13 protein-coding genes and 2 pseudogenes are annotated in these 20,353 nt (G+C 75.4%); 7 read left to right on the top strand and 8 right to left on the bottom strand.

The genetic code is table 11. The features are described from left to right. Positions 1-161 precede the first annotated feature (161 nt). Both ACZ5CW_RS06835 and ACZ5CW_RS06830 read left to right on the top strand, forming a co-directional pair. Positions 162-560, top strand: a pseudogene (locus ACZ5CW_RS06835) (FUSC family protein); the annotation flags it as partial. 123 nt (positions 561-683) lie between these two features. Further along, the gene (locus ACZ5CW_RS06830; RefSeq protein ID WP_468599037.1) at positions 684-1,721 is read left to right on the top strand and encodes a lactonase family protein; all 1,038 of its coding nucleotides are present in this window, start codon (positions 684-686) and stop codon (positions 1,719-1,721) included. A 113-nt stretch (positions 1,722-1,834) separates the two neighbouring features. Here the strand turns inward: ACZ5CW_RS06830 and ACZ5CW_RS06825 are convergent, their stop codons facing one another. From ACZ5CW_RS06825 to ACZ5CW_RS06810, 4 genes are all read right to left on the bottom strand, one after another. Further along, positions 1,835-2,758: a sirohydrochlorin chelatase gene (locus ACZ5CW_RS06825; protein WP_468599035.1), complete on the bottom strand. Its 924-nt coding sequence runs from the start codon at positions 2,756-2,758 to the stop codon at positions 1,835-1,837. Between the two features lie 142 nt (positions 2,759-2,900). Next, complete coding sequence (locus tag ACZ5CW_RS06820; protein ID WP_468599034.1) at positions 2,901-3,896, bottom strand: N-acetylglucosamine kinase; 996 nt, start codon at positions 3,894-3,896, stop codon at positions 2,901-2,903. Then, a complete protein-coding gene (locus ACZ5CW_RS06815; protein WP_468599032.1) occupies positions 3,893-4,570 on the bottom strand; it encodes a uracil-DNA glycosylase in 678 nt (225 codons plus the stop codon). Before ACZ5CW_RS06815 ends, ACZ5CW_RS06820 begins: the two co-directional genes overlap by 4 nt. A gap of 149 nt (positions 4,571-4,719) precedes the next feature. Next, entirely contained in the window at positions 4,720-5,808 is a 1,089-nt protein-coding gene (locus ACZ5CW_RS06810) for a WD40/YVTN/BNR-like repeat-containing protein (RefSeq protein WP_468599030.1), read from the bottom strand. 272 nt (positions 5,809-6,080) lie between these two features. Between ACZ5CW_RS06810 and ACZ5CW_RS06805 the strand changes: the two genes are divergently transcribed. Next, a complete protein-coding gene (locus tag ACZ5CW_RS06805) occupies positions 6,081-6,671 on the top strand; it encodes an Rv1733c family protein (protein WP_468599028.1) in 591 nt (196 codons plus the stop codon). A gap of 226 nt (positions 6,672-6,897) precedes the next feature. On the opposite strand, the gene ACZ5CW_RS06800 is transcribed toward ACZ5CW_RS06805, so the two are convergent. Both ACZ5CW_RS06800 and ACZ5CW_RS06795 read right to left on the bottom strand, forming a co-directional pair. After that, complete coding sequence (locus ACZ5CW_RS06800; RefSeq protein WP_468599026.1) at positions 6,898-8,883, bottom strand: HEAT repeat domain-containing protein; 1,986 nt, start codon at positions 8,881-8,883, stop codon at positions 6,898-6,900. A gap of 144 nt (positions 8,884-9,027) precedes the next feature. Beyond that, positions 9,028-10,713, bottom strand: coding sequence for an acyl-CoA dehydrogenase family protein (locus tag ACZ5CW_RS06795; protein WP_468599024.1), 1,686 nt, complete (start codon positions 10,711-10,713; stop codon positions 9,028-9,030). Positions 10,714-10,776: 63 nt separating this feature from the next. Here ACZ5CW_RS06795 and ACZ5CW_RS06790 point away from each other — a divergent pair, with 63 nt between their 5' ends. After that, entirely contained in the window at positions 10,777-11,547 is a 771-nt protein-coding gene (locus tag ACZ5CW_RS06790) for a PaaX family transcriptional regulator C-terminal domain-containing protein (RefSeq protein ID WP_468599022.1), read from the top strand. Positions 11,548-11,949: 402 nt separating this feature from the next. Here ACZ5CW_RS06790 and ACZ5CW_RS06785 read toward each other — a convergent pair whose 3' ends face one another. Continuing rightward, positions 11,950-12,738, bottom strand: a complete 789-nt coding sequence (locus ACZ5CW_RS06785; protein ID WP_468599020.1) for a pectate lyase — start codon at positions 12,736-12,738, stop codon at positions 11,950-11,952. A gap of 30 nt (positions 12,739-12,768) precedes the next feature. Further along, positions 12,769-13,520: pseudogene (locus tag ACZ5CW_RS06780) on the bottom strand (pectate lyase family protein). 281 nt (positions 13,521-13,801) lie between these two features. Here ACZ5CW_RS06780 and ACZ5CW_RS06775 point away from each other — a divergent pair. The 3 genes from ACZ5CW_RS06775 (at position 13,802) to ACZ5CW_RS06765 (ending at position 20,262) form a co-directional block, all read left to right on the top strand. Then, complete coding sequence (locus ACZ5CW_RS06775; RefSeq protein WP_468599018.1) at positions 13,802-15,133, top strand: SGNH/GDSL hydrolase family protein; 1,332 nt, start codon at positions 13,802-13,804, stop codon at positions 15,131-15,133. A gap of 294 nt (positions 15,134-15,427) precedes the next feature. Next, positions 15,428-15,958 carry a hypothetical protein gene (locus ACZ5CW_RS06770; RefSeq protein ID WP_468599016.1) on the top strand — a complete coding sequence of 177 codons (531 nt, stop codon included), beginning with the start codon at positions 15,428-15,430 and terminating at the stop codon, positions 15,956-15,958. A gap of 11 nt (positions 15,959-15,969) precedes the next feature. After that, on the top strand, positions 15,970-20,262 hold the full coding sequence (locus ACZ5CW_RS06765; RefSeq protein WP_468599014.1) for an HAD-IC family P-type ATPase: 4,293 nt from the start codon (positions 15,970-15,972) through the stop codon (positions 20,260-20,262). Positions 20,263-20,353: the final 91 nt, after the last annotated feature.

Genomic DNA, 20,353 nt, shown 5'->3' with positions numbered 1-20,353 from the left:
GCTCGCCTAGTCTCCGCCGTTGCTGGTGGGGTCGGCGGTTGGGTCTCCCCGCCCCCCCCCCCCCCCCCCCCCCCCCCCCCCACCCCCCGCCCCCCCCCCCCCCTCCCCCCCCCCCCCCCCCCCCCCCCCCCCCTTCCCCCCTCCCCCCCCCCCCCCCCACGGCCGACCCGGCGCCGCGCGTCGCCGAACTGGAGCAGCTGCTCGGCCGGGTCCGGCTCTCGGTCGCGCCGCTGGTGCACCCGCTGAACCCGATGCCGGCCCGCAAGCGGCGCGCCCGCAGGGTCCTCGCGCTCCTCGACGACTGCGCCCGCGAGATCCGTGGCCTGGTCGCGGTCGCCGCCGACCCCGAAGCCTCCCACGACGCCCGCCTGGCCGCCGCCTGCTGGCGCGTGGAGTCCGCCGTCGAGGCCCTGACCGCAGGTGGGGCCCAGCCTCTCCAGCGCCCCGCCGACCCGCCCGCCGAACCCGCCCTGGCCCATCTGCACGGCCTGGAACGCGCCCTCGCCGACCTCGCAGAGCCTCTGCGCACGCCTTCGGGCTCGCGGCTGGTCGGGGCCTGAGAAGCCGCGGTCGGCGGGGTCCGGAAGACACCCCGCATCACCCTCTTGGTCTAGACCGCCGTAGATCGACTGCTACCGTCGGCCCCGGACCGGCTCGAGCGGCTCGACCGAGAGGGGACAGTGGTGGCTCAGGACGGCAGGGCGGACAGGTGCCGGGCGTTCATCGGCTCGTTCACGGCGGCGGGCGGTCCCGGACTGGTGACCGCGGAGGTCGCGCCGAGCGGTGGGGCCCTCACCCTCGTCGCGGCCGTGAAGGACCTCCACGACCCCTCCTACCTGGCCCTGGCGCCGGGCGGCGACACGCTGTACGCGGTCAGCGAGACGGCCGAGGGAGCCGTCGCCGCCTACCGCCTCGGCGGTGACCGGCCGGAACTCGCCGGGCCGCCCGTCCTGGTGGACGGCAGCGGACCCACCCACCTCGGCCTCTACGCCGGACACGTGCTGACCGCCAACTACGGCTCCGGCAGCGTCACCGCCGTGCCCGTGCGCCCGGACGGCACCCTCGCGGCCAAGCCCTCCGGTCTCCTCCAGCACACCGGCTCCGGCCCGCACGACCGGCGCCAGCGCGGCCCGCACGCCCACCAGGTGCAGCCCGACCCCAGCGGGCGGTGGGCCGTCAGCGTCGACCTCGGCACCGACTCCCTCCGGGTGTGCGCCCTCGAGCAGGGCGCCCCCGTCCTGCACCGCGAGTTCGCCCTGCGCCCCGGCTCCGGCCCCCGCCATCTGGCCTTCCACCCGGCCGGCGAGCACGCCTACGTGGTCAACGAACTCACCCCGACGGTGACGGTGTGCCGCTGGAACGCGGCGGAAGGCTCCCTGAAGCCGCTGTCCGAGGTCCCCCTGCTGCCCGGCGCCCCGGCCGGCGACGCCTACCCCTCGGGCATCGTGGTCTCGCCCGACGGCCGCTTCGTGTGGACCGCGACCCGCGGCGAGGACGTCCTGTCGGTCCTCGGCGTCGAGGGGGACGGGCTCCGGCTGACCGGCACGGTGCCCAGCGGCGGGCACTGGCCGCGCGCCCTGGCCGAGCACGACGGCTTCCTCTACGTGGCCAACGAGCGCTCCGGAGACGTGAGCTGGTTCGCCGTGGACGAGACGACGGGGCTGCCCCGCTACGACGGCTCGGTGCGGGTCACCGCAGCCTCCTGCGTCGTCTTCGGCTGAACAGGCCCGGCAGACCCGGCAGGTCCGAGAGGCCCGGCAGGCCCGGCCGGGCAAGGCGAAGGGCCCGCTCCGGAAGACGGAGCGGGCCCTGTGTCGTACGGATGCCGTGTCGGTCAGCGGACCGGGGTGCCCTGCGGCTGCTGCGGGGCGATGCCCAGCGCCGTCGTGTACTTGGCGAGCGCGAGCTTGCCGATCGCCGGGTACGCGCCGAGCGCCTCGGCCGTGGCGCAGCCCACCTCCTCGGCGGCCGCCGTCAGCAGCGCCGGGTCGATCTCCGGGCCGATCAGGTACGGCGCGAGGGCCAGCTGCTGCGAGCCGGAGGAACGCAGCTGCTCGGCGACGGAGGCGATGGAGCCCTCCTGGTCCAGGGCCGCCGCCATCACCGGAACGGCCAGGCGAGCGGCGAGCAGCATGCCGGTGATCCCGGCCGCCTGCACGGCCTCCTCGCCGCCCACGGAGGCCAGGATGATGCCGTCGGCGGCGGTGGCCACGGTGAACAGCCGGGCGCGGTCGGCGCGGGCCAGGCTCGCCTCGGACAGGCGCACGTGCAGCGCCTCGGCGAGCAGCGGGTGCGGACCGAGCACGTCGGTCAGCTCGGCGGCGACCCGGCTGTCCATCACGGACTGGCGGATCTGGCGCAGCAGGGCGCTGTCCGGACCGGCCAGCAGCGGCACGACGACGGCGACCGGGCCGTCGGGCTCCGCGACCTCGACACCGGCGGCGACGGCCTGCTCGTAGCGGGCGCTGCGCTCCCCGGCGGCGTGCGCCAGCACGGAGGTGAGGGTGGGGAACTCGGAGTCGTCCCCGTCCAGATACCCGATCCGGGCATCCAGGCCGGGCAGCTCGGAGCGGGCGATGCTCACGACCTCCTCGGCGAGGCCGCGCGTGGCGGCGCTGGGCGCACCGGGCACCGCGAGAACGAGCGCGGGCGCGCCCTCGGGGGCCACCAGCGGTTCCGGGCGGCGGTGCCGTCCGGGCTGGCGGGGTCGCGGCATTCGTACTGGCAGGCCGGACGCGGGTCCAGTGGGGGAGCTCATGGCGCCGCATGTTACTGGCTCACCGGTCACCCCTGTTCGGGGAGGGTGCAGGTGAGCGGTATCCGTCCGGTTTTGTCTGATGAGTTACGTACGGAGGGCACGTGATGCGGGCATGTGCCGGGCACATGGGGCGACAGTGGGATCAATCGTCTTTTGTGCGGACCTCGATCGCCGCTCGTGGGGCGACGTAGAGCATCGTCGGTTCACCCGGCAGGGTGAGCCGATCGGCGGCGAGGTCGGCGGCGATCCGTACCGAGCCGTGCAACGGGTCGCCTTCGGCCGGCACCTGCCGCGCGTGCGGCAGCCTGCCGGCCAACTCCTCACGCAGGGGTTCGAGCAGGGCGTCCCCCAGCTTGAGCAGGCCGCCCGTGAGCGCCACTTCGGGCCTCCCCTCCGCCGGGCACACGGCCGCGGCCGACTCGGCCATGTGCCGGGCCGCCGTGCGCAGGATGTTCGCGGCGACCGGGTCGTGCGCGGCGCACGCGGCCACCCGGGGGGCGAAGGAGGCCAGCACGGCGGGCCGGTCGGCCCGCGGGTACAGCAGGCCGGGCAGCCCGGGCACCGCGCCGAACTGCTCCTCGGCGCAGCCCAGCAGCGGGGCGGAACCACCGTCCCGGCCGTCGTACGCGCGCAGCGCCGCCTCCAGACCGGCCCGGCCGATCCAGGCCCCGCTGCCGCAGTCGCCCAGCAGATGCCCCCAGCCGTCGGCCCGCCGCCAGCCCCGCAGATCGGTGCCGACCGCGATCAGTCCGGTGCCCGCGGCCAGCACCGCGCCCGGACGCGACCCGAGGGCACCGGCATAGGCGGTGACGGCGTCGGCGGCGAGCGCCACCTTCCGCACACCCAGCTCCCGGCCGAGGGCGCCGGGCAGTTCGGCCCGCAGGGCGTCGCCCAGGGTGGCGAACCCGGCGGCGCCGACGACGGCCGTGTCCAGTCGGCCCACCCCGGTCTCCGCTGTCAAGGCGCGGGCCAGCGGCAGGAGTTGGGTCATCAGGTGGGCCGGATCGATGCCCCGCGCACCCGTGCGGACGGGCTCCCGGGTCGCCCGCTGGGCCGCGGGCTCCCGCCCCGGGACGCCGACGGCGACCCGGAGACCGGAACCGCCGGAGTCCACGGCGAGATACCCCGCGGCGGTCACGGCAGGCGCCAGTCCACCGGCTGACCGCCCTGCTGGATCAGCAGATCGTTGGCCCGGCTGAACGGGCGCGAGCCGAAGAAACCGCGGTCGGCCGACATGGGCGAGGGGTGCGCGGACTCCACCGCCGGCAGCCGGCCCAGCAGCGGGCGCAGATTGCGGGCGTCACGGCCCCACAGGACGGACACCAGCGGCTTGCCCCGCGCCGCCAGTGCCCGGATCGCCTGCTCGGTGACCTCCTCCCAGCCCTTGCCGCGGTGCGCGCCCGGGCTGCGCGGCGCGGTGGTCAGCGCCCTGTTCAGCAGCAGCACACCCTGCTGCGTCCAGGGTGTGAGGTCGCCGTTGGAGGGCTGGGGCAGCCCCAGGTCGCTGTTCAGCTCGCGGAAGATGTTGATCAGGCTCGGCGGCAGCGGCCGCACCTCGGGCGCGACCGAGAACGACAGGCCCACCGCGTGCCCGGGGGTGGGATACGGGTCCTGACCGACGATCAGGACCCGTACGTCGTCGAAGGGTTGCTGGAAGGCCCGCAGGACGTGGGGTCCGGCCGGGAGGTAGGTGCGTCCCGCGGCGATCTCCGTGCGCAGGAAGCCGCCCATCTCGGCGATCCGTCCGGCCACGGGTTCCAGGGCCTTCGCCCAGCCCGGTTCGACGATTTCATGCAGGGGTCGTGGTGCCACGGGCGTCACCCTACTGCCGTACACCGGTCGGCGATCAACCGACGGCCGGAGCGCGACCGGACGGCCCGCACCGCTCGCGTGCGCCGCCGTGGCCGGTCCACCGTGACACCCGTCGGCACGGCCGCCTCCCCTCCCCGCTCGGCCCGCGGTCAGCCGACCACCGCCGCCCGCACGCACAGCACGTCCGGCAGGTGCGCGGTCAGCTGCTGCCAGCTGTCGCCGTCGTCGGCGGAGGCGAACACCTCGCCGTTGCGGTTGCCGAAGTACACCCCCGCCGGATCGGCGTCGTCGGTGCACAGGGCGTCCCGCAGGACCGTGCCGTAGTGGTCCTCCTGCGGCAGCCCCTTGGAGAGCGGCTCCCACGTACGGCCCGCGTCCGCGGTGCGGAAGACCCGGCACCGGTGCTCGGCGGGCACCCGGTCCGCGTCGGCGTTGATCGGGAAGACGTACGCCGTGTCGCCCCGGTGCGGATGGGCGGCCACCGCGAAGCCGAACGTGGACGGCAGATCCGCGCCGATGTCGGTCCAGCGCCCGCCCGCGTCGTCGCTGCGGTACACCCCCCAGTGGTTCTGCAGATACATCCGGTCCGGGTCGCCCGCATCTCTGGCGATCTTGTGGACGCACTGGCCGAACTCCGGGTCCGGATCGGGCAGGAACACCGCGGACACACCGGAATTGGACGGCGTCCAGGTCGCCCCGCCGTCCGTGGTCCGGAACACGCCGGCCGTCGAGACGGCCACGGTCACCACCCGCGGGTCGCGCGCGTCGGTCAGCACCGTGTGCAGACCCTCACCGCCGCCGCCCGGCACCCATCGCGAGCGGGTCGGGTGCTCCCACAGCGGCCGGACCAGCTCGAAGCTCTCGCCGCGGTCCTCCGAGCGGTACAGCGCGGCCGGTTCCGTGCCCGCGTACACCACGTCGGGCTCCGCGGCGGCGGGGTGCAGCTGCCAGACGCGCTCGAGGGAAGCCCCGGTGTCCTTGGGGAACTTGACGGCCGGACGCGGTGGCTCGGTCCAGGTGCGGCCCAGGTCGTCGGAGTGGAACACCGACGGGCCCCAGTGCGTGCTGTCGCCGCCGGCCAGCAGCCGCGGCCGGGCGCCCCTGGTGTCGATCGCGACCGAGTAGACCGCCTGCGCGTTGAAATACGGACTCTCGTCGAACTCCCAGGTGCCGCCGCCCCGGCGCCGCCCGAGGAAGAGGCCTTTACGGGTGCCCACCGCCAGCAGTACCTCGGTCATGCCGATCACCTCCGGGACGCCTTCGTCCGCGTAGCCGTCAGATATCGGCCAGTCTGCACCCCACCACTGACACTCTCCCCTGCAGCGCGCGTTCGCGCAGGTCACCGCTGTGTCGTCGGCCTGTGTCGTAGATGGGCCGGTTCCGTTCCGGGATGCGCCTGCGCGCAGGGGGTGTCTCGTGCGACCGTCGGGGTGACGGCTCGTCGTGAGCAACGGATCGATCTCTTCCGTATGGGAGGGCGGTCCGGCCGGTCGGTGCGCTCGTGAGGAGAATGCCTTTGAAGGCGTTGCGTGGTCCGAAGGTGTGGCTGTGGCGCTGGCGGCGCAATCCGCTCAAACGCCGGGCCGACGTGGTGGAGGCCTGGGTCGTGCTCGGCGCCTGGCTGCTGATCGTCCTGGCCGGGGTGTCGGCGGGCCTCACGGCGGCCCGTTCGGTGGAGCACGGACTCGCCCGGGAGCGTGCGGCCTGGCGTCCCGCCGTCGCCCGTGTCGTCGACCGGGTCCCGGGATCGTCCCCCGCGCACGGCCATGCCTCCTCCGGTGAGCGGGTCTGGGCCGAGGTGCGCTGGACGGTGGCCGACGGCTCCGCCCACACCGGCCGGGTCCGGGTGGAGCCCGGCAGCAAGGCCGGCACCCCGGTCACCGTCTGGACCGACCCTCAGGGCCACCTCGTCAGCCGGCCCGTCTCCGCCGCCGAGGCCGCCTTCCGGGCCGCTCTCGTCGGCGGCCTGGTCGGCGTGAGCGCAGCCGCCGTCCCCTTCGTCGGGGGCCTGGCCCTGCGCGGCCGGCTGGAGCGCCGCCGGATCGACGCCTGGGACACGGAATGGGCCCGGTTCGGGCCGCAGTGGGGGCGGATGGTCTGAGCACCGTCATTCCCCCGGTCGCCGGGCACGCGAGCGGTGGGCGCGTACCCGGCGCACGGGCCCCGCAGGACGCGGGGACGAGACGGACGTGTCCCGAACCGGCCCCGCGCCGTCCGGCCACCGGACCCCGGCCGACCCCATCCCCTCCCACCCCTGTCGCCTCGCGGAACGGGCAAGCTCCGTGAGCACGGCCGATGACCCGCACCGCACCGGCCGGGGACCCGCCTCACGTCCGCGCCAGCACCTCCCGGCACGCCCGGAGCAACGCCTCGTCCTCGGGAATGGCGTGGGTGCCGCCGTACCCGCCCTCGCGGGCCGTGTGCCGGCGGGGACCGGCCAGTTCGGCCGCCACCAGGTCCCGCAACGGCGCGGCCGCCGGGCCCATCGTGGTGAGGAACCCGGCGATCGGGCCGCGGATCCGGGGAGCCTGCACCCAGGCGGTCCGCAGCACCGGCAGGACGGGTCCGGGGTCCGCGTCGATCTGCCAGAGCGCGTACGCGGCCGACGCCCGCTCCGGTACCGGACCCGACCGGGCGGCCCGGCGAAGCTCGGGAAGGGCGACGCGGGCCGCCGGTCCCAGCCTGCCGAGCTGCCGGGCGGCGAGGCCCCGGTTCGCCGGGTCCCCCTCTCGCAACTCCCGTAACAGCGTGGGGAGTACGGCGGCGGCCTCGCCGTCCGCCGACCACAGGGCGCCCGCCGCGGTGACCGCGTGCCGGGTGCGCAGCAACGCGCGGAGCAGGGGCGCCGCCTGCGCGGCGGCGCCGAGCGCCTCCAGCGTCCGGACCGCCTGCCGCACGACCGCGTCCCCTGCCCCCAGACCGTCGGGGGCGCCCGACAGCAGCCGCAGCACCTCCGGTACGGCCTCTCCGTCTTCGACGGCACTGACCGCCGACAGCAGCGGGGCGGCGAGCCGGGCGGCGGTGGGGGAGGCCAGGGGGATCCGGCCGAGCCGGTGCCGTAGCGCGGGGGCGAGCGGTAACGCGGCGCGGCCCAGGTGGACGAGTTCGAAGCCCAGGTCGGCGGGTGCCGCCGGGCCGGCGAGTAACTGGGCGAGGGCCGGGACGGCCCGTGGATCGCCGCACCTGGCCAATGCCTTGAGCGGACAGCCCAGCGTGGGGACACTGCGTTCCCAGCGGTGCGTCCACAGGTCGGGCCGGGCACCGACCAACGCGGCCAGATCGTCCGCGACGGGTGCGGCCAGGGCGAACAGTTCCGCCAGGACCGAGGCCGCCGCGTCCCGTAACCAGTCGTGCTCCGTGCCCAGTTGGGCGCCGAGCAGCTCGACGGATCCGGTGTGGTCGCCACGCCAGCCACGGAACAGCCCCGCCGCCATCCACACGGCGTTGCACCGGTCCACCGGGTCCGGGCCGGTCAACTGCCCGGCGAGCAGGGCGACCCGGTCCTCGACCCGGTCACCGAGCGCGGTGTGCAGGGTGCGCAGCAGATGAGAGCCCTCCTCGTCGGAGGGGCGCAGCCGTCGTATCCGGCCCACCAGCGTGTCCGTGCCGGAGTGCCACGGTTCACGCACGCGGTGCGCGGAGCGCTCCCGCAGCAGCCGGACCGCCGTCGGCACCAGGTCGGCGGGGAGCCGGCCGGGCGCGCCGAGCGCGAGCTGCCCGAGTGCGGCGAGCCGCAGCCCCGGGGCGTACGGCGGCGCGCTCTGCTCGGCCAGAAGGTCCACCGCGGCGTCGGCGTGCGCGGGGTACCGGTGGACGAACAGGCCGAGTGTCTCCGTGAGGGTGAGCAGGACCTGGTCGTCCCGCTCGGCCCGGATGCGGCGCCGTAACACGTCCAGGGCCCGGGCGGGCTCGTCCAGGAACCGGACGAGGGCGCCGGCGGCCGCTCCGCGCACCGCCGGGTCCGGGTCCCCGGCGAGGGACACGAAGCCCTCGGCTCCCGCGCACACCGCCTCCCGCGCCCGTGGCTCCCCGTCCGCGCTCTCCGCGCCGATGCTGACCAGCAGCTCCACTATGGCGCCGCGGTCCGGCACCTCCTCGCGGGCCGCGAGCGCGAACAGGAAAGGGACGCAGGCCAGCGTCGAGTCGTACACCTTCCCCTGGTGGTGCACGGCGCCGTACATCCCGTCGAGCGCGGTCGCCCGCTCGGCGGTGTCCGCGGACGCCAGTGCCCGTAACCAACCGGGCACCTCCTCCGCGCTTCCGTACGCGTGCCGCAGCGAGGCCCAGTCGACCTCGTCGATCCCCGTGAACACGATGTCCTCCCCAGGCGAGTGCCTCTGATCGCGAGTCTGCACCACGGCACCGACAGCGGTCCGGAACCGCACGCTGACTGTGTGCGATCCGTCGGCTGTCATCGGCCAGCGGCCCGCACCTGGGGAAGGACGCCCGGGCAGGGATCAGTTCCGGTCGGGCAGGGCGCGCTCCAGGATCGCGTCCAGGCCGGTCCCGACGGGCAGTGTGCCGAACGCGTGCCCCCAGTCGCCGCCCAGCCGGGTCGCGCAGAAGGCGTCCGCGACCGGGGCCGGGGCGTGCCGGACCAGCAGGGAGGCCTGAAGGGCGAGGGCCATCCGCTCCACCAGCCGGCGGGCGCCCGTCTGATCGGTCTCGGCCAACTGGTCCTTCAGTCCGGTCACGGCCGCGTCCAGGCGGGCGTCCGCCCCGCGCGCGAGGGCGAGTTCGGCGAACAGGGCCTCGGCGCTGTCCGGTTCACGGCCGAGGGCACGCAGCACGTCGAGCGCGTTGACGTTCCCGGAGCCCTCCCAGATCGACAGCAGCGGAGCCTCCCGGTAGTGCCGGGGCATGCCGGAGTCCTCGACGTACCCGTTGCCGCCCAGGCACTCCAGGGCCTCGGCGGTGAACGCCGGGCCCCGCTTGGTGACCCAGTACTTGCCCACCGCCGTGGCGATCCGCCTGAACGCCCGCTCGCCCGCGTCCCCGCGCACCGCGCGGTCCGCCGCCCCGGCCAGCCGCAGGGTCAGCGTCGTCGCCGCCTCCGACTCCAGCGCGAGGTCGGCCAGGACGTTGCGCATCAGCGGCTGGTCGATCAGCCGGGCCCCGAACGCGCTGCGGTGCCGGGCGTGGTGACCGGCCTCGACGAGTGTCTTGCGCATCAGGGTCGCCGAGGACATCACACAGTCCAGCCGGGTGCAGTTGACCATCTCGATGATGGTCTTCACGCCCCGCCCCTCCGCGCCCACCAGCCAGGCCACGGTCCGGTCGAACTCCGGTTCCGAGGAGGCGTTGGACCGGTTGCCGAGCTTGTCCTTCAGCCGCTGGATACGGAAGGTGTTGCGGTTGCCGTCGGGCAGGATCCGCGGCACAAGGAAGCAGGACAGCCCGCCCGGGGCCTGCGCGAGCACCAGGAAGACGTCGCACATCGGCGCCGACGTGAACCACTTGTGCCCGCGCAGCGTGTACACGCCGGGCTCGTCGGTGGGGGTGGCCGTGGTGGTGTTCGTCCGGACGTCGGAGCCGCCCTGCTTCTCGGTCATGCCCATCCCGGCGAGCAGCCCGGGCTTCTCGGCCGGCACACGCAGCTCGGGGTCGTACTCCCGGCTGGTGAGCAGCGGCTCGTAGACCTTGGCCAGATCCGGCTGCGCGCGCAGCGCGGGCACGGCGGCGTACGTCATCGACGTCGGGCAGCCATGGCCCGCCTCCGTGTGCCCCCACACCAGCCCGCCCCCGGTACGGGCCACATGGGCGCCGGGCCGCTCGTCCGCCCACGGGGCCCCGGCCAGGCCCTCGGCGACCGCCGTGCGCATCAGGTGGTGCCAGCTGGGGTGGAACTCCACCTCGTCGACGCGGTGGCCGTAGCGGTCGTGGGTGCGCAGGACGGGCTCGTACCGGTTCGCCAGCTCGCCCCACTCCTGTGCCTCCGCGCTGCCGGCGCGCGCCCCCAGCCGCCGGATGTCGTCCTCGGCCCAGTCGGCGCCCTCCCGGCGCAGCCCCTCCAGCAGGGCCTGGTCGTCGGAGGCGTCGTACGGGGCGAGCGGCGGGGGCTGGTTGGTGACGTCGTGCGTGGCGGACTGCGGCTGAGGCGGCGAGGGCGGCGACTGCGCGGGAATCGAGACCATGCGAGCCATGTTGCACTCTTCCTGCGGCCGTAGCAATGATGCAACAAGGAGGCGCACGTACAGTACGTGCCCATGCGCATGAACGTATCGGCGGAGCCGGACGCGGCCGGCCTGCGGCCGCTGTCCGCGCGGTCGGTCGTGCTGAGCCTGCTTCTCGGCGCGCACCCGCCGGAGCTGCCCGTGAAGGACCTGGTCCGGCTGGTGGAACCCTTCGGCGTCGGCGGCTCCGCCCTGCGGGCCGCGCTGAGCCGGATGGTGGCCGCCGGCGACCTGCGGCGCACGGACGCCGTCTACGGGCTCAGCGACCGGCTGCTGGCCCGGCAGCGCCGTCAGGACGACGCCGTGCACCCCGGCACGCGCGCGTGGCACGGCGACTGGGAGATGGTCGTGATCACGGCGACGGGCCGCGGCCCGGCCGAACGCGCCGATCTGCGCGCCCGGCTGACCGCCCTGCGCCTGGCCGAACTCCGCGAGGGCGTGTGGCTGCGCCCGGCCAACCTCGACCGCCCGCTGCCGGACGAGCCGCGGGCCGCGGCCCTGACGTACACCGCCCGCCCCGACGAGTCCCCGCGCGACCTGGCCGCCCGGCTCTGGCCGCTGGACGCGTGGGCGGCCACGGCGCGCTCCCTGCTCGCCCGCGCGAGCGCCGCCGGACATCCGGCCGACCGCCTCGCGGCCTACGCCGCCTCCGTACGGCACCTGCTCGCCGACCCCGTGCTGCCGCCCGCCCTCCTGCCCGCCGACTGGCCGGGCGAGGCCCTGCGCGCGGCGTACGCCGACTACCGACGGGAGCTGACCGCGCCGCTGGGCCCCGGGCCCCGGCTGGGGCGGGGGGCGCGCTGACGCCCGCGGAGGTGGGCGAGCGGCCGGTTCCCGTGGTGGATGTGGGCGCTCTCGAGGCGCCGTGCCTGGGGCCCTGGGCGGTGCTGCGTCGTGGCCGACGACGGGAGATCCGCATCCTCGGTGGAAGGCGCGCGCGGACTGCGGCGGCCCGGCGTCGAGGGCGCAGTGGTCTCCGTCGTGGAAGAGGGCGTGCGCGGCGGCGGGCCGCGCATCACCCGCGGACGTCGCTCCCGCCGAGGACGGCCTCGTCCTCCGCCTCGTGCGGGGCGCCGGTCCGGCGTCCGTCGCCGTGGGCCTCGTGCTCACCCCGGAGCCGGGCCGGTGCGGGAGGCCGGGACCGGTGGCTTCGTGAAAGGCCCCTCACGGGGGCGCCGGTGACGCCCCCGTGAGGCCGGCCAGGGCTCACTTGTACGTGATGTCCGAGCCCGAGTACTTGCAGTAGGTGCTGTCCGGGCCCGAGCCGTTCGTGGTCGGTTCCTTGCCGGTGTTGTTGCCGATGTACTTCTGGCAGGGAACGATCTTCTTGCCGGTGTCGCCGACGATGGTGATGTTCCGCAGGGTCGCGCTGTCGCCGTAGTTGGTGTTGATGCCGACGAGCTTGCTGCCCTTGTACGTCGCCTCGACGCCGTTGAGGTTGATCGTCCGCTTGTACTGCGTCTTGCAGTTGCCGCAGGAGCGGGCGAACGTGCCGAAGTTCTGCACGGCGAAGTTCGAGACGTTCAGCGTGCCGGCGCCGTTGAACTGGAACACCTTGTCGCTGGCTTCCTTCGCCCCGCCGCCGCTCACGGTGTACACGTTGGACGACGACGAGCCGAGGAAGGTGGCCGCGTCCTCGCCGACGTCCTCCCACCAGACGTTCTGCAGGGTGCAGCTGCCCAGGCAGTGGATGCCGTCCGCGGCCGGGGCGCCGATGATGACGTTCTTGACCACCGCGCCGGGTGCCAGTTCCAGCAGGGGGCCCTGGTCCTCGTCCTGGCCGTCGGACCCGAGGTCGCCGCTGCCGTACAGCCGCTTCATCCCGTAGTCCTTGGTACCGGAGACCGAGAGGGTCGAGGAGACCGCCTGGCTGCCGTCGGCGGTCGGCCAGGTGGCCGCGCTCGCCGCCGAACCGTCAGTCATGATCATGCCAAGCGAGAGGCCGAGGGCGGCCAGCCCGCCCAGCAGCGTTCGCGCCGGTGCTCGTGAGGTCATGTCCCGAATGCCTTCCTGAAGTGGGGGTGTTCAGATCTTTCCGGTGCCCGCGCCGGCCGTCACCGAGGCGACGACCGCGGACGCCGGCTCGGCGGTGTAGCCGTACGGCGGACTGGTGAAGGTGCCGGTCCGCGAGACCTCGGTGGCGGCTCCGCCGAGGTCGTTGCCGCGCAGGTCGGCGTACCCGTCCACGTCGCTGTCCCGGCTCGTGGTGACCGCGACCCGGGTGTCGCGGAAGGCGCTGTTCTCCACCAGCAGTTGCGCGCCCATGCGCGAGTGCGCGGCGGTCTCGGCGCCGACCACGTAGTTGTCGTAGAAGTGGCCCGTGCCGAAACGCAGGCTCGGGACGCGGGAGTTGACCCTGTCGAACCAGTTGTGGTGGTAGGTCACGCGCAGATGCCCCGTGTCCTCGCTCGCGTTGTCGTCGCTGTGGCCGACGAGCGAGCCCTTGTAGTGGTCCCGGAAGACGTTCCAGGACACGGTGACGTGGTCGGAGGCGTGCGTGATGTCGACCAGGCCGTCGTAGTGGTGTCGACCTGACCGCCCAGTGTGATCAGGCCGTCGACCTTCACCACCTTCGCGGAACCGCCGGACACGGCCGTCCTGAAGGCGTCCAGGGTGGACACCGTCACCGCCGCGGCGCTGCCGCCGCCGGTCGTCCCGGCCCCGAATCCGACCGGCGAGGCGTCCGCCGCGCCGGCGGGTTGCGGAGAGGTGAGCGCGAGCACGGCCGCGGCGGCCGGAGCGGCCGCCACCGTCCCGGGGAGTCGTCGTCGATGCATGCGGGTGCGTCCCTTCGAGTGGGGGATTGGTTATGTACGTGAATCACGTACGCCATGTGGAACGCAGCTGTGCTGCGGTGGCCGCAGGAGCCCCGGATCGGGCTTCTTCGGTCACGCTGATGAACGGACCGTAGGGGGTAAGCGCTTTCTAGTCAACGGCTCGCGCAGGGTTCGTTCCGGCCGTCGACAAGTTCTGTGGGAGCGCTTCCATGGAGGGCGTGTTCATGCCACGATGCGCGTCGGCCGGTCGACGCCCCCTCGCCGTCTTCGGGAAGGTCCCCGTGAAACAGCCCACCCGATCTCCGCTCGCCACCCTGCTCGGCACCTGTGTCCTCGTCCTGGCGCTGGTCGTGACGTCCTCCGCGCTGACGGCCCTCCTCGGGCGCCCCGGCACGACCGCGGGCAAGAGCACTCCGGTGCCGGGGAGCCGCTGGGTCCACACCTGGACCGGCATGCCCCAGCTGACCGAACCCGCCAACCTGCCGCCCGCGCCGTACACCGGCGAGAAGTCGGTGCTCGTGGACGCCACGCTCCGGCAGACCGTGCGGGTGAGCACCGGAGGCCACCGCGTCCGGCTGCGCTTCTCCAACGCCTACGGCGACACTCCGCTGCCGCTCACCGCCGTGACCGTGGCCCTGCCCGAGGGCGGCAAGGCCGGGGTCAGCGCCGTCGAGCCGGGCAGCCTGCGGCGGGTCACCTTCGCGGGCCGGGACTCCGCCACCGTCCCCGTCGGGGCCCAGCTGGTCTCCGACGCCCTCGACTTCGAGCTGCGCGCCGGAAGCGTGCTGACGGTGACGGCGTACACCGCGCGCGGTCAGGCGTCGCTCGCGCTCACCTCCCACCCCGGCTCCCGCACCACCTCCTACCTGGTGCACGGAGACCACACCCGCGACCAGGACCTGCCGGAAGCGACCGCCGTCGACCACTGGTACCTGCTCAGTGACGTCGAGGTGCTGTCGCCCGGCCGCACCCGGGCGGTGGCCGTCCTGGGCGACTCGCTCACCGACGGCCGCGGCTCCACGACCAACGGCAACGACCGCTGGCCGGACCAGTTCTTCGACCGAATGCAGGCCCGCCCGGACACGTCCCGGATCGCCGTCCTCAACCAGGCCGCCGGCGGCAACCGGGTCCTCGCCGACGGGCTCGGCCCCAATGTCCTCGCCCGCCTCGACCGTGACGTCCTCTCCCGCAGCGGGGTCGCCTGGCTCATCCTCTTCGAGGGCGTGAACGACATCGGCACCGCCGAGGCCACCCCGCAGGCGCAGCGCGCGGTCACCGCCGATCTGATCGCGGGATACCGGCAGATCGTCGTCCGCGCCCACGCCCTGGGCATCCGGGTCTACGGCGCGACCCTCACGCCGTTCGGCGGCAACAGCCTGTACGACGACGCGGCGGGGGAGCGTGAGGCCTCCCGGCAGCGCGTCAACGCCTGGATCCGCACCCCCGGCCACTTCGACGCGGTCATCGACTTCGACCGGGCGGTACGGGACCCCTCGGCACCGCACCGGTTGCTCCCCGCCCTCCACGCCGGGGACTGGCTGCACCTCGACCCCGACGGGTACCGGGCCCTCGCCCGTGCCGTGCCGGAGGGGCTGTTCCGCCACACCCCCTGAGGCGCCGGGGCGAGGAGTTCCGGGGTGGCCGGTGGTTCCGCCGCGCTTCGCGGGACTTGCGTGGCGCGGAGTTCCGAGGGTGGTTCCGGCGTACTCCCGGGAGTTCCTGGGCGCAGGATGCCCGGTCGTTCTCCATGTGTCCGCCGGGACGCGGGGCCGTGCGGGGGCGGGTGGCGCCCGCGCGGTCGGTGGCGTTCCCTGAAAAGAGCCGGCGTGTCCCGCGACAGGAGGTGATGACCGGCGCGGTTGCGGGCACTCGGGGCGCACGGTAAGCGATCTCACCCGAGGAGAGTCATGGCTGAGCAGAAGTCGTCGTCGACCCTCACGGCGCCCCTGCGCGGCGCGGCCTCGGTACTGCGCAAGGTGCCCGGCGCCGGGACCGTGAGCAAGGCGGCGGAGGGAACACTGGACAAGGTCGGCGCGGTCTCGCCCCGCGGCCGGCGCATGGCGGTGTACGCCGGGGCAGGGGTGCTCGGTGCCGCGGGCGTGGTGGAGTGGCCGGTGGCCCTGACCGGCGCGGCCGTGGCCTGGCTCACCCAGCCCCGGCCCACGCATCCGGCGGTGGAGGAGTCCACGCACCGTCCCGAACCCGCGCACGACATCGGCACCGCGGCGCTCAGGTCCGGCCACGCAGGCGGGCGCCCGGGCCACGACCCGACGGCCGGGGCGCACTCCGGTGCCGTGACGACGCCGGGCGGTCCCGGGCCGTCCGGCCACACCGAGGCGTCCCGGGCCGGCAAACCGTCACAGGCCGGGACGGCGGAGCCCAAGTCGTCCTCCGGTCCGCTCGGTCCCACGGCGCGGCCCGACCGCACCACGCTCTGAGGAGGTTCACGGTGCTCGGTCTGCCCGCGGTGCCCTCCGCCGTCGTACGTCTGCTGCCCGCGGCCCCGCGGCTCCTCGTCCGGGCGGCGGCGCCGGCGGTCGGGGCGGCGGCGGGCGCCGCCGCCGGGACCGCGCGTGCCGGGGTGCGCGGCGCCGAGGCCGCCGCGCGGGTGGCGCGCGTGGCCCGCAACACGCTGCCCGGCACCGGCGGCCACTGGCGGGCCGGTGCTCGCGCGCACCTGGCCCTGCGGCCCGTGGAGCACGAACAGGTGCGGCACGCGGGCGGCACGGCCCACCTGGCCCGACGTGTGGCCGAGACGCTGGCCGAGCGCCCCGACGTGCTCGTCGCCTACTGGGACGAGGGGCTCGCGCGCCTGGTGGTGACGGCGACCGGGGACGAGGCGGCCGACCGGGTCGTGGAGCACGCGGCCGAGCTGGCCGAGCGGCACGGCCTGGTCCTGTCCGGCGGTGACGTGGAGGAGACCACGCATCCGGCCGACCCGGCCGGGGTGCGCGCCGCCGTGGCCACGCTCGCGGCCGACGGCGTGGGGATCGGCGTGGCACTCGGCGCGTACGCGATGCGCCTGCCGCCCTCGCCGCGCCTGGTGACCGCGGTGGTGACGCTGTTGCGGGAGAACCCGCGCTTCCGCGCCTGGCTGCGCGACCGGCTGGGCGCCGCGCGGATGGACCTGGTGCTCGCCTGTGCGAACGCCGCCGTCCACGGCGCCGGCCAGACCCCCACCTCCCTCGTGCTCGACGGCGCCCTGCGGGCCTGCCAGGTGGCCGAGACCGTGGCCCGCGCCGCAGCCTTCGAGACGGTGCACGACCGGCTGTGCGCGCCGGACCGGGTCAGCCTCGCCTCCGAGGGCTCTCCGCGGCCGCCGCTGCGCGAGTCCCCGGCCCAGGAGTACGCCTCCCACGCCTCCGCGGGCAGCGTGCTGGGCGCCGCGGCCACCCTGCTGGTCAAGCACGACGGGGCGGAGGCGGCGGAGGCGGTGCTGGCCGGCTCTCCGAAGGCGGCCCGCTACGGCCCCGCCGCCTTCCACGCCCTGCTCAGCGCCGCACTCGCCCGCACCGGCGTACTGGTGCGGGACCCGGACCGGCTGCGCCAGCTGGAGATGGTCGGCACGGTCGTCCTGCACTCGGGCGCGCTGCGCACCGAGGACGGCGAGGCCGATCCATGGGCCGAGCCGGTGCTGGACGCCGCGCGCCGGGCCGGTCTCCGGGTCGTGCTCGTGGACGACCCGGCGCTGGAGGATTTCACCGGCCTCGCCGACCGGGTGGTCGACGCCCGCCGGCCGCTGGACGACGTGGTGTACGAGGCACGCGGCGACTCCGGTGCCGTACTGACGGTCGCCCGTGTCCGCACGGCCGAGGAGCAGGACGTCATGGCCGCCCTGCGCGCCAGTGACGTGGCCGTCTCCCTGACCGACCAGGACGGCGCGGTCGCGTGGGGCGCGGACATCCTGGCCCTGCACGGACTGCCCGACGTGTGGCGGGTGCTGACCGCCGTCCCGGCCGCCCGCAGGGTCGGCCGGACGTCCCAGACGCTGGCCCGCTCCGGGGCCGCGCTGTCCGGTCTCCTCGTGGCCATCGGCGAGTCCGGGGGCGGACGCGGTCGCCTCGCCGTGCTGCCCGGGCTGCGGCACGCACCCGTCGACGCCGCCGCCGCGTCCGCGCTGCTGTCCGGGGCGCGGGCCGCGATCGGCGTGGCGACGGCCCGCGCCCCGCATCCGCGTCCGCGCGTGCACTGGCACGAGCTGGACCCGGACGAGGCCCAGGAGCGGCTGGAGCACGAGCCGGCCGCCGAGAGCACCGCCCTCGAGGACCTGGCCGCCCGTATGCGCGGCGCGACCGCCGGCGTCGCCCGGCACCCGGCCGTCGCGCCCGTGCACTGGACCTACCGGCTCGGCCGCGCCGTCCGCGGCGAACTCCACGACCCGCTCACCCCGGTTCTGGCGGTCGGCTCGGCGGCGTCGGCGATGCTCGGCTCGGTCATGGACGCCCTCCTCGTCGTCGGCGCCCTGGACCTGAACGCCCTGGTCGGCGGCATCCAGCGGCTGCGCGCCGAGCGGGCGCTGTCCGGACTGGTCGCCGATCAGCAGCAGAAGGCGCGGCTCGTGCCGCCGGAGGAGGAGGCACCGGCCGGCGGGACCCGCACCGTGGAGGCGGGCGATCTCCTGCCGGGCGACGTGATCCAGCTCAAGGGGGACGACGTGGTGCCCGCCGACGCCCGCCTGCTGTGGCAGGACGGACTGGAGGTCGACGAGTCCGCGCTCACCGGTGAGTCGCTGCCGGTGGAGAAGCAGACGGACCCGACCCCGCACGTCGTGGTCGCCGACCGGCGCTGCATGGTCTTCGAGGGCACGACCGTGGTGGCGGGCCAGGCCCGGGCGGTCGTGGTGGACACCGGCGACAGCACCGAGGCCGCCCGCGCCGTCCACCTGGCGGCCCGCACGCCCCCGGCGGGCGGCGTGCAGGCCAGGCTGCAGGACCTCACCCGCAAGGCACTGCCGCTGACGCTGGCGGGCGGCGCCGCGGTCACCGGTCTGGCGCTGCTGCGCGGCACCCCCATCCGCGAGGCGGTCAGCGGCGGTGTGGCGGTGGCCGTGGCCGCCGTCCCCGAGGGCCTGCCGCTGGTGGCCACGGTCGCGCAGCTGGCGGCCGCCCGGCGGCTGAGCCGTGGCGGCGTCCTCGTGCGCACCCCGCGCACGCTGGAGGCGCTGGGCCGCATGGACACCTTCTGCTTCGACAAGACCGGCACCCTCACCGAGAACCGGCTGCGGGTCGTGCGCATCTCCGACGCCGGCGGGACGGTCCGCGCGGTGGGCGACGCGGGGTCCGCGGACGCGGTCAGGGCCGCCGCGCGGGCCTGCCCGCAGTTCAACGGCGGCTCCGACCGCCCGGTGCACGCCACCGACGAGGCCGTGCTGGCAGCGGCCGGCCCCGACGCCGACTGGACACAGCTCGCGGGCCTGCCGTTCGAGGCCGCGCGCGGATACGCCGCCGCCGTCGGCCGGGCCGGGGACGGCCCGCCCGTGCTCGTCGTCAAGGGCGCCCCGGAGACCGTGCTGCCCGCCTGCTCCGGCCTGCCGGAGCACGCCTCCGAGGCCGCGCAGGCGCTCGCCGGGGACGGCCTGCGGGTCCTCGCGGTGGCCGAACGACGGCTCGGCCCCGGTGAGAAGGAGTCCGACGTCCTCGAACAGCCCCTGGCGGAACTGGAGTTCACCGGTCTGCTCGCGCTGTCCGACGTGCCGCGCGAGACCTCCACGGCTCTGGTGAACGGCCTCGGCAGGGCGGGCGTACGACCGGTCATGCTCACCGGTGACCACCCGCGGACCGCGCGGGCCATCGCCGCCGATCTGGGCTGGCCCGAGGAGACCGTGGTGGTCACCGGGGACGAACTGGCGGCAGCGGACCGGGGCGAGCGGGCCCGCATGCTGCGCGACGCGGGCGTGGTCGCCCGGGTGGCGCCCGAGCAGAAACTCCAGGTCGTGGAGGCGCTGCGGGACGCGGGCCGGGTGGTCGGCATGGTCGGCGACGGCGCCAACGACGCCGCGGCCATCCGCGCCGCCGACATCGGCGTCGGCATCAACGCGCGGGGCTCGGCCGCCGCGCGCAACGCCGCCGACATCGTCCTCACCGACGACGACCTGACCGTCCTGATCGACGCGATCGGCGAGGGACGTGCCCTGTGGCACAGCGTGGCCGACGCCATCGCCATCCTGATCGGCGGCAACGCGGGCGAGGTCGGCTTCGGCATCCTCGGCACGCTGCTGTCCGGACGGGCACCGCTGTCCACCCGGCAGATGCTCATGGTGAACCTGTTCACCGACCTGTTCCCGTCGATGGCCGTGGCGGTCACGCAGAAGGAGGGTGAGGCGGACCTGGCGCACGTGGAGGAGGCGGCCGGTGTGCTGGGCGAACCCCTGCTGCGGCAGATCCGGCACCGGGCGCTCACCACCTGCCTGGGCGCGCTGACGGCCTGGCTGCTGGGCCGCTTCACCCCGGGCACCGCCCGCCGTTCCAGCACCATGGCCCTGTGCGGGGTGGTCGGCACCCAGCTCGCGCAGACCCTTCTCGACCGGCGTGACAGCGGCCTGGTGCGGATCACCTCCCTGGGGTCGGCGGTGGCTCTGGTCGCCCTGGTGCAGACCCCGGGCGTCAGCCACCTTTTCGGGTGCACCCCGCTCGGCCCGGTCGCCTGGGCCGGGGTCATGGCGGCGATCGCCCTGGCCCTGGCGGGGCAGCGGGCCCTGCCCCGCCTGGAGGAGACCGTCGGACGGCTGCTGCCGACGACGTGACGGGCGGACGCGGAGGGCGAGAGGGGGGGGGGGGGGGGGGGGGGGGGGGGGGGGGGGGGGGGGGGGGGGGGGGGGGGGGGGGGGGGGGTTG

It is taken from the genome of Streptomyces sp. NPDC031379, from assembly GCF_055569615.1.
The sequence above is the reverse complement of the archived record's forward strand: the minus strand, read 5'-3'. Positions and strand labels throughout refer to the sequence as shown.